Source organism: Dyadobacter sp. HNCC25DJ186 (assembly GCF_056895235.1).
The window spans coordinates 879,746-893,345 of the sequence record NZ_JBXHAS010000002.1; the positions used below are offsets into that span (position 1 = coordinate 879,746).

The following is a 13,600-nucleotide window of genomic DNA, read 5'->3' on the forward strand; positions in this document are numbered from 1 at the left end:
TACGGATTATTTCAATTTAAAGAACCTGGTGATTTAGACCATTTTATTTGCCAGATTTACAATTGCCGAAATTCTAAAATGATTTGAACAAGATGGCTCCTGAATCCAAATATCAACTAAATGATCTTAAACTGCGTCTGGTTGGCATCCCGTTTTTTTCGTTCGTGATACCCATGATAGTCCATTTTGATGATTTCATAAAAATGAACAATGTATATGCTGTCGCCGTAATCATTTCATTTTGTACGACGGTCGCACTTTGGGAAGGAAACCGATTTATTATACTTGGCATGCGCCAAAGATTTCCGGGTTACAGTCAGACCACTAAAAGAATTCTTCTGGAGTCCTTGTTAGCAATCATTTATACATTTTTCGCAACTTTTCTGCTTGACGAATTACTGTGCAAGGGTATTCTTCGCAAGGAAGGCAATTTGCTGGGCTTTCGAATCAGCCTGGTTCCTACCGTCCTTGTCTACCTGGTTTACGAAGCAGTCTACTTTTTCGAATCATGGAAAACTAATGTGCGCAAAACAGAGTCATTGATGAGGGAGGGTGTACAATCTCAACTGGAAGTACTTAAAAACCAGCTTGACCCGCACTTTCTGTTTAACAGTATGAACACCTTGGCAGCATTGATTGACGATACCAATACAGATGCACAACAATATCTCGAACACCTTTCGGATGTATACCGCTACGTTCTGGTAAGCAGGAATAAAAATACAGTATTGGTCGAAGAAGAAATCGCTTTTGTTGACGCTTATGTATATTTGAACAAAATCAGATTTCGAGACAACCTGCTAGTGGAAAAAAATATATCAACGGAAACTTACAGGCAGCACGTCACGCCGCTGAGCCTCCAGATGCTGATCGAAAACGCGATTAAACACAATGTAGTATCAAAAGAGAAGCCATTAAAAATATTGATTCAACAAGAAGGTGATCAGTATCTGGTGGTTGAAAACAATATCCAGGAAAAGGCGATCATGGAAAAGTCAACGCGGGTTGGGTTGCAGAATATTATAAACAGATATAGCCTCCTGACCGAACGGCGTGTGCAAGTCATCCAGGACGGGGCAATATTTACGGTCAAAATACCCCTGATCAGCCAACTGATTTAAATATGTTTAATACCCCGAATCTGAATTAAATCATCTGCGCCTATGAAAGCCCTGATTATTGAAGACGAATACCCGGCAGCCGAGCGATTGGAAAAACTGATAAAAAAACTGGATCCAAAAATCGATATTGCTTGTTCGATCGATAGTGTGGAGGCTGCAAAAAAATGGTTCAAATCCGGAATGACCGTTGATCTGATTTTTTCAGACATTCAGCTTTCAGACGGACTAAGTTTTCAGATTTTCGAAGCATTTCCTGCACATAGTCCCATCATTTTCACCACTTCCTATGACGAATATGCGATCAAGGCGTTTAAGGTAAAAAGCATCGATTATCTATTGAAGCCGATCAAATTACACGAACTTCAACAGGCGATCGATAAATATAAAAACCTCAAAGGTGATTTCTCTCCCGAGTTGTATGCGCAAAAAATCGACTCATTACTTAAAAGTCTGGAAATACGCAATAAAACGCACAAGATGAGATTTTTAGTTAAAAATGGCGAGCAATTGATTCCGATACATCAGGACCAGATTGCGTATTTTTACACAGCCAATGAACTCGCTTGTCTGGTGGGATGTGATGGACGCCAATATCTGATTGACTACTCTTTGGAAGAACTGGAATCGATGATGGACCCGCTCTGTTTCTTTCGGCTCAACCGCCAGTTCATAGCCAGGGTGACGGCTATTCAAAAGATACACAGTTATTTCAACGGAAAACTAAAAATAGACCTCCGTCCTGAAACGTCCCAGGAGGTGTTGGTTAGCAGAGAAAAAGCGTCTGCATTTAAAGCATGGCTTGACGGATAGGTTAAACAACTGCGTACAAATTATTCTCTCAAAATGCTTGCAATTTCTGATCAAATTATCTGTCAAATTCAAGCCCTTTCAACATTGTAAAACTGCTCCGAACTAAAAAGAAAGGAGACTCGATCAAAATTAAATTAACCTAAACAAACATACTCAGCTTCGCATCTTTTATTAAAATATTGCTTTATTTATAAAAATATTTCATTTCGTACAACATACACTGATGAGAAAATGGTTAACGCACTTCGACAACACATTATAGATCGCCTTGGTAGCGCACCGGATAACATCGACGATGTTCTGGCGACCTTTCAAACGTTCAAATTAAAGCGCAACGAAGATATTTTGAGACAAGGAGAGATATGTAAATACGTATACTTCGTAGCGTCCGGTTGTCTGCAGGTTTTTATTTACGACAAAGAAATGAATGAAACCACCCGGGACATTATTACTGAAAATAACTGGTGTTCTGAACTGATCAGTTTCGGAAGCCAGAAACCCGCTGCTGAAAATATCAGGACGGTTGAACCATCTGAACTTTTAGCCATTGACCGCCAGGGTTTTCAGCGATTGATGGAAACTGTTCCGCAGTTTGATCAAGTATACAAGCAAATACTGGAAGCCTCCTATGCCAATTCGGTTTACAGAATCAATACTTTTGTTTCATTAACTGCGTTAGAACGGATAAAATGGCTTATGGAATACCGCCCCAAGCTCATGAGCAGGCTTTCCAGCAAACTTATTGCATCCTACCTTGGCATATCACAGGAAACTTTCAGCCGGCTTAAAGGCAAGCTCTAAAACCTTGACATTTGTCAACACGAAACGGTTTTTAATTGCAGAATTTTGATCCATCAATCACAATTTAAAATCGCGAACGATGAATGATTATTTGCTTTTATTCCGTAACATCAGCGGAGACGACAGTTACATACTTACACCGCAGGATATGGCCGAAGACATGCCGGCCTGGCAGGGTTGGATCGGAAACATTGCCATGAAAGGCAAACTTCTGGCGACACAACCTATTGAATACCAGGGAATGGTTATCAACAATGAAGGAGTTCATGCAGGACCGGATAAAGGAGGGAACAATGTGCTCGTAGCAGGATTCCTGATCTGTAAGGCAGATAGCCCGGAAGAAGTGCAGGCATGGAGCAAAAGCTGCCCGATTTTGAAATACAAACATGGAAGTGTCGAAATACGTCCCATTATTCCATTTCCCATCAGTTAAAATTTAGCTATCATGGACAAAATTTTAAATCTCGGGCGATGGTTGTTTCCGCTTTCCTTTCTGATGTATGTCGGGCTGCATTTTGGTAAACCTCACGTAGGCGCAGCTTTCGTTCCCGACTATCTTCCAATGCCTTATTTCTGGAATTATTTCACCGCATTTTGCATCATCGCATTTATTGTCAGCGCGGTCATTGGCAAATTCGATAAACTTGCCTACACACTCATGGCACTTTATGTAGTTTTGATGGCTGTATTAGTTCATCTTCCCAGGGCAATGGGTCACGAATTGGGTGTTGAAAACATGACCACCGATCTGGCCAGGGAGCGGGAACTTGAAATTGTCAACTTCTTTCGTAACATTATGGTTACCGGTGCTTTAATTGGTTTTGCACGTTATGTTGCACGGGACAAACGAGTCGTCGGATAAGCGTATTATTATTCATAAATTCACCTTTAAACAACAAATAAAATGGAAAAATTAGGCGCAAATACCAATGCTCTGAACTGGTTTGAGATTCCGGTTAATGATATAGACAGGGCTCAGAAATTTTATGAAACCATTTTTGAAATAAACATGCAGCCTATGGACATGATGGGTATGCAGATGGCCATGTTTCCAACCGAAAGCCCAAAATCAGGCGGTGCGCTGGTGAAGAGTCCAAATCACAAACCAAGTACCGAAGGAGCCATAATTTACCTTAACGCAAATCCCGATCTGCAATTCGTCTTGGACAGAATAGGAAACGCCGGGGGCCAGATTACCATGCCGAAAACAAACATCGATCCTGAAACAGGAAACATGGCGTTTTTTATCGATTCAGAGGGAAATATGGTAGGCTTGCACTCAGGAGAATAGATTATTTGAGGCTATAATCCGAAATTTTGTCAGTTTGTTTTTACTATTTTCGCATTGAAATCTGTCAAAATTAATGTCTGAAAAAGTAAAATTGTCAGAATAATTCAGAGCAATTGCGGTAACTGACGCGTCGGGAATTTTTGGAACAAAGTTTGATAAAATGCTTTTAGATGCGCGATGTATCGGGAATTAAAATCATTGTTTAACTTTTAAAAAATAATAGTCATGTCAATTATCAAAAGGAACCGGAATTCATTTTCTGCAATCCCAGCGCTGGTCGACGATTTCCTTGGCCGTGAACTTTTTAACTGGGACAACAGTAATTTCTCTTCGACTCAGACTACCGTACCGGCGGTGAATATTAAGGAGACAGAAGATAGCTTTGGCGTGGAAGTGGCAGCTCCCGGACTGGAAAAGAAGGATTTCAAAATCCAGCTTGAAAATAACCTGCTGACCATTTCTTCACAAAAAGAAAACCACGAAGAAAACCAGTTTGACGGTTATAGCCGCAGGGAATTCAGCTATCAGTCTTTCCAAAGAAGTTTCATATTGCCTAAAGATGTAGTCAATGATGAAGGAATTGTTGCGCGATATGAAAATGGCTTGCTGCAACTTATAATTCCAAAGAAAGAAGAGGCCAAACATAAAGGACCAAGATTAATCGAGATTGGCTAATTTTAAAAGAGAAGACCTGTGATCTGGCAGGTCTTCTCTTTTTTGTATAAAATCCATTCATGATAAAGATCAATCAAAAACACCTTTGAAATGCAAAATATGGACACCACTTATCAAATTGTTATCCAAATGAGAGCCCTGAATGGTATCCGTGAAATAGGACGGTTTATGATCAGTACTGATAAGGAATTCGCCCTGGAAACATTTAATAGTTTAAAGGGGAAAACGACACATCCGGAAACCCAGGTGCTGCGGATAAGCCTGCTCGAAACCGAAGGAATTTCAGGTAGTATTATCGGCACAGCTGGCTGCAATCTGGACGAACTGTCTGAAAACTGCAAGATCATCACAAGGGATGCTTTTAAATTTTTTAATCTGGGTGTAATTTAAAAAAAACGATCTTACCAATCTCCGTTCCAGGTTTACAGATTAAACTACAATTTTTCAATCCTTGGATAAATGATTGTTCGTACCGATTTCTTCAAGTGTTCCCAGGTTTGATCTATTTTGTATCCTTGGCTAGCTTTTTGATCAAAGAACCAATCGTAAGCCCCTGCACGATGATTGAAAAAAGTACAATTACAAAAGTAATTGACACAATTATATTTTTGTACGGACTTGCTGGTAACGAAAGTGCTAGCGCTATGGAAATTCCGCCACGCAGACCTCCCCACGCCATTATTTTCAATGTGCCATGTCCAAGTTGCCTGTGAAAACCGAAAGTAATGGCAGTCGAATAAAGCACAGCAAATCTTACGACAACAATCATAACGGCTGTAATAAGCCCGACGATTACATAATTTACCTCAAAAGTAACTACAACAATTTCCAAACCGATCAAGAGGAATAATATTGCGTTGAGAATCTCGTCGCTGACTTCCCAGAACTTGCTTAAATAATCCCTCGTGATGTCACTCATCGCACGTGCCTTTCCCCTGTTTCCAGTCATTATGCCGGCTACAACCATGGCCAGGGGGCCGGAAACGTGTAAGAAATGACAAAGTGAATACCCTCCCATGACCATCGCCAGCGAAATCAGTATTTCTGTTTGGAAATGATCAATCGATTTCATCAGCTGGTAACCCGCATAACCTATTATTCCTCCCATAAGCACGCCGCCTACTGCCTCCTGAAGAAACAGCAAGCCGATCTGGGATGGGCCGAAATTTTCGATACCCACGGATGCGATCTGAATTAATGTCGCAAATATCACAACACCAATACCATCGTTGAAAAGCGATTCTCCAACAATATTGGTCTCAACGGTCTTGGATAATTTCGCCTTTGTAAGGATCCCCATCACGGCGATGGGGTCAGTCGGGGCTATCAGTGCACCAAGTAGCAGACAGAATACAATCGGTATGGGAATGTCGAAGAGCATTGTCAGATAATGAAAACCATAACCAACGATAAAAGTAGATAATACGGTGCCAATTATGGCGAAGCTGGTTATGGTTTTTGCCGATTTTCTTAAATCCGGAAGGTGCATATGCAGAGATCCAGCAAAGAGTAGAAAGCTTAAAAGGATTCCCAGAATAAATTCAGAAAAATCAATTAAGGCCAGTTCCTCTACAACGACAGCTGAAAAACGGCTCGAAGTATTACCTAATGCAATTACTGCCAATGCAACAACTGAGCCCATCAGCATCAGGCTTATACCCGAAGGCAGTTTCAAAAAACGCACATTAAGGTAGGAGAAAAGCGCGGCAAGCGAGATCAAAATTGAGAACAGGACAAATAATTCCATGGGCACTGATATATTAATTTTTGTTAAACTAAAAATTTACCTTTTGTAATTTCCAGTTATATCTTTTCTGGCTTGGTGAATCCAAAAAAGTAGCGTTGATTGGACATAACAAGCGAAAACATTGGCTCGATTAAAATCGGAGCAATGCAATTTATTAAATTATAATGGTGGTTATAACCATGCCAGCAAGACCACGACCATCTGGAATTTATTAATATTATTTTACATATTTATGACTACTGAAAAAAATCCAAACCTTATGGATCAAATATACTTTACATGTGCCTGAACAGCTGGCATGATTATAAGAACTTTCGAAATATGTTTTGAATATTTTGAGGTATATGGGCAGCGATAAACCATCGCGAAGAATTGCCGGATGTCTTTGCAGGTGAAAGTGGCTCGTCGCAATCTTTCTTAATGTTTTAAAACCGAGTTTTTTATTTCAGGAATATGACCAGTCGCAGCGGGCTGGGTTCTTCGAAAGAATGATACTTTTAAAATCCTTACCTAAGGGAAAGAAGTTACTTCATGTTTCTTTTCAAGACTGAATCATGTAGCCCTGAACTTTGAGCAAATTATCAATTCACTGGTAAAACTTTTCATAATATTCCGCAGTACTGGCCATTCAAATTTAGTTATACTGAAATATTTTGACAGCAATTATTGGTTTTAAAATATAAAAATGAAGCGTTTTTTAAAGAAAAAATACCTGAAAACGGTTAACAGCATAGCTTTCTTTCCTGCCATTATTGCGCTGGGATTTCTGGTTTTGTGTGGTACAATGATATCAATTGATCATTCCGAACTAGGGAAATCAATTAAGGGGCAACTTCACTGGCTACGATTGAAGGATGCCTCGACGGCAAGAAGCATTATTGGTGCCATAGCATCTGGCATAATATCGCTGACTGTATTCAGTTTTTCGATGGTGATGATTGTGCTTAATCAGGCAGCATCACAAATGAGTAACCGCGTATTAGGCCAACTAATCGGAAATAAATTTCAACAGATCGTTTTAGGTATCTACATTGGGACAATCATATACGCATTTTTTCTGCTAAGCACTATCCGTGACATTGACTCGGGCATTTACATACCTGCTCTCAGTACATACCTTTTAATATTTTTTACTATTTCGGACATTTTTCTATTTATCTATTTTCTGCATTACATCACTCAGTCGGTCAAATATGAGGTCGTGATCCAACGGATATTTGATGATACGCTCAATGCTCTTAAGAAGGCTTGCCCCGAGAAAGCGCGTCCGACTATCATCACTCAGCCGGAGACACCTTACCAGATTAAAGCTGTTAAGTCGGGAATTTTTGAAAGTATTAATCTCAAAGGTCTAACACAACTTTGCAAAGAGCATCATGTTGAAATAACTGTCCAGCTGACTCCTGGAAGATATGTGCTGCCCGGAACTACACTTATGTCTTCGAGTAAATTTCTGCCGGAAAATGTCCAGCAACAGTTTATTGAACAGGCCTCATTCTCTGTTAATCAAACCATTAATGAAAATTATGTTTACGGTTTTACCCAGTTGCGTGAAATAGCACTAAAAGCCCTGAGCCCGGGAATCAACGATCCAGGCACAGCCATCATAAGTTTACGTGCCCTTTCTTCATTAATTCTCTACCGGTCAGACCATTTCCCGGAAAATGTTGTCAAAAATGATCAGGGTTCGGCCATAATTGTAGTCCCGGAAATCAGCTTCGAAACAATTGTAACTGACATCTTAAGTCCGATTTGGGATTATGGGAAAGATGACAGATTGTTGTCCAACGAGCTGTCTCTGATCTGCTTACAACTGAAAAATATAACCTCTAACACAATTTTTGATCGTATTTTAAGTAAAATAGCGGCCCATCAGTTAACGATAGAGTCGTTATCAGAATAATTAAACTAGTTTTAGTAACACCCATACGGAACAAGTTAACTACCAACCAAACACATCTCTCACATAAGTGCGGCTCATTTTCCATGATTCAGAAACCTGGCGTTTCGGAGGTTCGTCAAAAGCGAGTTCGACCGCAACTCTTCCTTTATATCCGATTCTTTTTAATGCTTTTGCAATAGCTTTAAAATCCGTCACACCCTCGCCTACCGCTTCGGTCCACTTACCATTTTCCTTTTGGTCCCGGATATGCAGATACACAATCTGCTTTTGGTAAGTTTCAATAAACCAGACCGGATCTACTCCTCCCCGAATCAGCCAGTTAAGATCAGGCCCTAACTTGATATCCGGAATTCTGGCAATTGTTCCCTTCAAATCGTGAAAGTTGTTTTCAACCTCGTAGGTATGATTGTGCAGGTTGAGGGTAATGCCTTTTGATTTGCAAATTGGTATTAATTTTTTTAACAAATTGGCCTGGGCATCCAATTCCTCGTCCGTTTTAAGGCGTTTTGCATTGCCCACCGAAACCCCGAAAGTCTCTCCACCCAGCTGGTGCAACCTGTCGATAACGGTCGTGGCATAAGAAAGAATTTCATCATGTTTTGCCTTATTCCACATGTCGGCTCCAAAGGAACAACCTGTTACCGGAAGATTATGTTTTTTAATCAGTGCTTTAATTCGTTCGACAGAATCATCAGCTTTCAGCAATACATCCATCAGTTCAATTCCTGAATAACCAGCCGACTTGATGTCTGCGAACACTTCCGGCAAGTCAGCAGAACAGTCCCAGGTTGGCGGATATTTACTCGCATAAACCCAGAGATGCGCAGATACTTGAACACCATTTTCGAAAAACATACTGTTTGCTTTTTGCGGAAATAAAGAGGCAAACAGACCCGCAGTCGCCAGAGCGGAGGTTTGCATAAACTGACGACGTGGTATATCAGTAAGCTGATTTTTCATAAGTATTTTGAGATTAATTGATTTACAAGCGCACATTCAACATTCGAGACCAAGGAGACTTCAATATCTATGACATTATTCCAGACTAAACGTGATATAACCTCCATAATAGCCTTTACCCGGATTTGGGCTTACCGCGACTGTGATGTATTGTTTTTCACCGATTGAATAAGTGGAAGGCACCGCCGTAGCACTTCCGGGCAGTTCTTTTTCCCATAATATTTTTCCGGTTTTCTGATCAAAAATACGAAACATCTGATCTACTGTTGCACCGATAATGATCAGTCCGCCGGCAGTAGCAATTCCCCCGCCACGATTAAAAATACCTGAATTTTTGATACCCTGCGCTTCCAGTTTTTTATCAACCCCAAGCGGGACCTGCCACAAAATCTCGCCGGAATTCAGATCAATGGCATTCAGAGTAGAAAATGGCGGCTTGATCGCCGGAATGCCATTCGGATCTTTGAAAAATTCATAACCGGAAAAACCATAAGGTTCTTTCCTTGCCGATTCATCAGCATCCGGCATTTTCCCTTTATCCCCTACTACATCGATCCCTTTCAGATAGGCCGTGATAGCATCAATTTGTTGCTGCGGCAAGTGCTGAAACGAAGGCATCGGTTCCGCGCCTTTTTTGATAAAGTTTTCAAGATTTTCTCTGACATAGTTCTTTACTTATAAAGAAATATCCGGCCCAAAATTGGTCCCCTTCTGATCTGCTCCGTGACAACTGCTGCAATACATTTTGAACAAATTTTCGCCACTTTCATCATTGTCTTTTTTCAACGACTTAATATCTTTCAACTGAAGAAACCACGGCATATCAATCGCGTTGACAAACATGACACCTGTATTAGGATTGAAGGATGCGCCGCCCCAGTTTGCACCGCCGTGTGCGGCAGGTACGATGAGGGAACCATGGAGGCTTGGCGGTTCGTAAATGCCTGTGTTGTATTTATTTTCTGCGATCTGGTCTTTGATAAATTGTGTTACTTCCGGCGTTATTGTGCTGAAATATTCAGGCTTAAAGCCCTGCCGCGAGAATGGCGCAGGTTTGCTTGGTATGGGCTGGGTGGGCCAGGGTTTTTCTCCCGGCATTTCACTTTTGGTCGGAACCGGCACTTCGTTGATCGGAAATAAGGGCTTGCCTGTTTTCCGGTCAAACATGAAAACATATCCCATTTTTGTTACCAACGCTACACCATCGATCAGTTTTCCATTGTGTTTTACCTGCACTAGATTCGGCGGAGATCCATTATCCCGATCCCACAAATCATGGTGTGTTGTCTGAAAATGCCATATTCTTTTACCCGTTTTCGCATCCAGAGCCAGCAGACAATTGGCAAATAAATTTTCTCCCTCCCGGTCGGCACCGTAAAAGTCAAAAGAAGGCGAAGCAGTAGGAACGTAAACGATCCCTAACTTTTCGTCCAGGGCCATGCCACCCCAGCAATTTGCACCTCCGTTTTTCTGCCTGGCATTCTTTGGCCAGGTTGTATATCCAAATTCCCCTTCTCTGGGTATGGTATGGAAAACCCATTCCAGCTTTCCGGTATTAACATTAAATGCCCTTATGTCACCGGACGTAGATGGAAGTTCATCAGGAACTTTGCAGCCAACAATGAAATAATCTCCATAAATGACACCGGGCGCATTGGCAGTAACATGGACCCGCTTTTTCATCGACGGTTCCACGGAAAGTCCTGTATAAAAATCTACTTTCCCCTGATCACCGAAATCTTTGATCAGTTTTCCCGTCGAGGTGTCGATGGAATAAAGCGTTGACCCAAAAACAAAAAGCAAGGCATCAGGTCTTCCATTCTTGCCAGGATGAAAAGTGACACCCCGGGTCCAGGTGCTCACGTCGGTACTGTCAGGAATAAATTCCCAAATCAGCTTTCCGGTTTCCGGGTTAAGCGCTACCAGCTTATCGCTTGGCATAAAGGCAAACATGCTGCCTTTCACAATCAGTGGATTAAACAGAATACTGGAACCGTCCTTGCTGTCCTGATAATTCCAAACCTCCTTCAACTGGCTTACGTTCTCCGTGTTGATGATCGAGAGCGGAGAAAATTTATTATTTGAAGCGTCGTGACCGTAATTGATCCATTCATCATCGACTGAAGATTTCGGCCGTTTTCCTGGTATGAAAGCAATGAGTAATGCCAGCAAAAGTGCCCCTGCCAGTAAACCAGCAACTGATTTGTAGTTATTTTTTATCATAAAATTAATGATGTTCCGGTGAAGGTTAACCGCTGATTTGTCAGAGCTTACAAGCCGTTGGTCAGTAACTTCTCATGAATAAATTGCCTGGCCCTTGGCACATCTGTTTCTTCCAGATGCTCAATGATAATCGGTATATTCGGATGTTTCATGGCGAGCCGTTTGAGATATAGATCATAATTGAGAAAACCCAGCCCTGGTGCCGGTAATTCGATCATGCCCACACCACGAAGTGCGTGTGCCTCGTCACCATCAATATCGGCCATCGCCACGCCAACGGAGCTTGACGCCAGCTTTACATCCTTTGCATGAGCAATTTTTATTTTATCAGACAAAGCGTCGAATATTTTATTAATTGTCAGATCAATGTTACCAATATTGTGCTCGTCGAAATAATTGGTGGGATCCATCAGCAGGCCCAGATTTGGATGATCAATATCGGCAAAGAGCCGCAATGTTTCATCAATAGATCCGATGACATTATTCACATAAGTTTCCACGCAAAACGTTACACCATGCTGACGGGCAAAATCTACAAGTTCACCGATCACATCACGGCATTCAGCATAACCTTCCTCCGTTTTATTTCTCGGGTCCGAAACCCAGTCACTTTCCAAATGGTATGTCCCCGTTTCACTGATCACGTAGGGTGATCCTAATTCGTTGGCATACCGGATAATCTGCCTGAGATGATCCAGATTTGCCTTGCGTTTTTCCGGTACCAGGTGTACGAGATTGGTATAACCTGAAATGCAGCATATCGGCAAATTATTATTTCTGAACGTGTCCCTGATCTTTTTGGCTTTTGCTGAATCAAGGGCGTTTTTCGACAAATCCATGTCTTTAAAAGATACGTCCAGCTGCACGGTATTGAAATCAAGCGCCCTGATTCGGGCAGCTGTTTGTGGCAAATCGTAAGGAAAATAACCGGTAAAAATTCCAACCTGAATCATAAGTCCATCATATTACTTCTTTAAGAATATATTTCTGCAATCTCTACCGCCCGGTGCTCTCTTGCCGAAACGTAGCAGGCATCTACCAGGGCCATTGTTTTTAAATTATCCCTCCCACCGATCTCCGGCTCCTTATTTTGTTCCAATGCCAACAGCAATTGCGCCATTGGCCCCGCAAAGGCATCCGGAAACCAGGCCTCTTGCCAGCGCGGAAGTTGCCAGCCGGAAAGTTCTTTGCAGGTAAAATCCAGTGTGCTCGGGCTGTGCGCAGGATAATTCGGCCAACCGATACTTCCCTTCGCCATGCCGTCAAGGCCTTCCACCCTGTAATTGATGTAAATATCTTCCTCCGCACCTTCTCGGGCGGGGCCTGTCCAGACATCGTCCCAGGAAGAGGCGCACATGCCATTTTCGTATTCGAGAATATACAGTGCGATGCCGTCGTCATGAGCAAATTTTGAAACTGTACGCGGATCCTGCGCAACACTGCAATAAACACTTTTCGGGTCTCCAAACCAGTAGCGGAATGTGTCCAGATGGTGAATGCTCATTACCCTTAAAGTAAGCCAGCCCATACCCGCCTGCCAGCCTGTCCAGTGCGGGATTGCCCGCATATCAATTGAGCCGAAAACCGGTTTGCCAAGCAATCCTTTGTTTAACAGATCTTTGCAGGCTCTTACCGATTGATCATAACGCATATTCTGGTTTACACCCAAAACGACGCCTGCATCCTCACAGATCCTGACTATTTCCAAAGCCTCGGAATAATTCATTCCCAGAGGTTTCTGAGCTAAAATCGCCCTGATGTTTTTGTGTTTGACGGCCTCTTTGATAACAGCAATCTGCCCATCGGGTGGCACAGCGATGTCAACCACCTCCACTTCGGGATCTGCAAACATTTGCTGGTATGATGCGTACACCTTTGAAATATTATGCCGCTGTGCAACTTTCTGGCTGTTGGCCAAGGTCCGCGAGGTGATCGCTACCGGATTGAATCCGGCATTTCTGTAAGCTACCAACTGGCAGTCGGCCATAATGAAACCGGCTCCTACACAGCCAATGCCAATGGATTTATTTTCAGGAAAAACAGGTAAATATTCAAGTTCAATATGCATC

Annotated in this window: 15 protein-coding genes; 9 read left to right on the plus strand and 6 right to left on the minus strand. The window is 42.0% G+C overall.

Annotated features, from left to right (window positions below):
* The first annotated feature begins 92 nt into the window (after positions 1-92).
* From AC1XUO_RS08650 to AC1XUO_RS08685, 8 genes are all read left to right on the plus strand, one after another.
* Positions 93-1,121, plus strand: a complete 1,029-nt coding sequence (locus AC1XUO_RS08650; protein WP_483329371.1) for a sensor histidine kinase — start codon at positions 93-95, stop codon at positions 1,119-1,121.
* Between the two features lie 42 nt (positions 1,122-1,163).
* Positions 1,164-1,931, plus strand: coding sequence for a LytR/AlgR family response regulator transcription factor (locus AC1XUO_RS08655; protein ID WP_483329372.1), 768 nt, complete (start codon positions 1,164-1,166; stop codon positions 1,929-1,931).
* 231 nt (positions 1,932-2,162) lie between these two features.
* A complete protein-coding gene (locus AC1XUO_RS08660) occupies positions 2,163-2,732 on the plus strand; it encodes a Crp/Fnr family transcriptional regulator (protein WP_483329373.1) in 570 nt (189 codons plus the stop codon).
* A 79-nt stretch (positions 2,733-2,811) separates the two neighbouring features.
* Positions 2,812-3,165 (plus strand): YciI family protein, encoded by a 354-nt coding sequence (locus tag AC1XUO_RS08665; RefSeq protein WP_483329374.1) that lies wholly within the window; start codon positions 2,812-2,814, stop codon positions 3,163-3,165.
* A gap of 12 nt (positions 3,166-3,177) precedes the next feature.
* Positions 3,178-3,594 carry a DoxX family protein gene (locus tag AC1XUO_RS08670; protein ID WP_483329375.1) on the plus strand — a complete coding sequence of 139 codons (417 nt, stop codon included), beginning with the start codon at positions 3,178-3,180 and terminating at the stop codon, positions 3,592-3,594.
* A gap of 42 nt (positions 3,595-3,636) precedes the next feature.
* The gene (locus tag AC1XUO_RS08675) at positions 3,637-4,023 is read left to right on the plus strand and encodes a VOC family protein (protein WP_483329376.1); all 387 of its coding nucleotides are present in this window, start codon (positions 3,637-3,639) and stop codon (positions 4,021-4,023) included.
* Positions 4,024-4,248: 225 nt separating this feature from the next.
* The gene (locus tag AC1XUO_RS08680; protein WP_483329377.1) at positions 4,249-4,698 is read left to right on the plus strand and encodes an Hsp20/alpha crystallin family protein; all 450 of its coding nucleotides are present in this window, start codon (positions 4,249-4,251) and stop codon (positions 4,696-4,698) included.
* 90 nt (positions 4,699-4,788) lie between these two features.
* Positions 4,789-5,088, plus strand: a complete 300-nt coding sequence (locus tag AC1XUO_RS08685) for a hypothetical protein (RefSeq protein ID WP_483329378.1) — start codon at positions 4,789-4,791, stop codon at positions 5,086-5,088.
* Between the two features lie 112 nt (positions 5,089-5,200).
* Here the strand turns inward: AC1XUO_RS08685 and AC1XUO_RS08690 are convergent, their stop codons facing one another.
* A complete protein-coding gene (locus AC1XUO_RS08690) occupies positions 5,201-6,445 on the minus strand; it encodes a cation:proton antiporter (RefSeq protein WP_483329379.1) in 1,245 nt (414 codons plus the stop codon).
* Positions 6,446-7,130: 685 nt separating this feature from the next.
* On the opposite strand from AC1XUO_RS08690, the gene AC1XUO_RS08695 reads away from it, so the two are divergent.
* A complete protein-coding gene (locus AC1XUO_RS08695; protein WP_483329380.1) occupies positions 7,131-8,348 on the plus strand; it encodes a DUF2254 domain-containing protein in 1,218 nt (405 codons plus the stop codon).
* A gap of 39 nt (positions 8,349-8,387) precedes the next feature.
* Here the strand turns inward: AC1XUO_RS08695 and AC1XUO_RS08700 are convergent, their stop codons facing one another.
* The 5 genes from AC1XUO_RS08700 to AC1XUO_RS08720 all read right to left on the minus strand — a co-directional run bounded on the left by AC1XUO_RS08700 (position 8,388) and on the right by AC1XUO_RS08720 (position 13,599).
* Complete coding sequence (locus AC1XUO_RS08700) at positions 8,388-9,308, minus strand: sugar phosphate isomerase/epimerase family protein (RefSeq protein ID WP_483329381.1); 921 nt, start codon at positions 9,306-9,308, stop codon at positions 8,388-8,390.
* Positions 9,309-9,383: 75 nt separating this feature from the next.
* Entirely contained in the window at positions 9,384-9,926 is a 543-nt protein-coding gene (locus tag AC1XUO_RS08705; RefSeq protein ID WP_483329382.1) for an outer membrane protein assembly factor BamB family protein, read from the minus strand.
* Between the two features lie 57 nt (positions 9,927-9,983).
* The gene (locus tag AC1XUO_RS08710; protein ID WP_483329383.1) at positions 9,984-11,531 is read right to left on the minus strand and encodes a hypothetical protein; all 1,548 of its coding nucleotides are present in this window, start codon (positions 11,529-11,531) and stop codon (positions 9,984-9,986) included.
* Positions 11,532-11,578: 47 nt separating this feature from the next.
* Complete coding sequence (locus AC1XUO_RS08715) at positions 11,579-12,484, minus strand: sugar phosphate isomerase/epimerase family protein (RefSeq protein ID WP_483329384.1); 906 nt, start codon at positions 12,482-12,484, stop codon at positions 11,579-11,581.
* A 20-nt stretch (positions 12,485-12,504) separates the two neighbouring features.
* Positions 12,505-13,599, minus strand: a complete 1,095-nt coding sequence (locus AC1XUO_RS08720) for a Gfo/Idh/MocA family protein (protein ID WP_483329385.1) — start codon at positions 13,597-13,599, stop codon at positions 12,505-12,507.
* Position 13,600 lies beyond the last annotated feature (1 nt).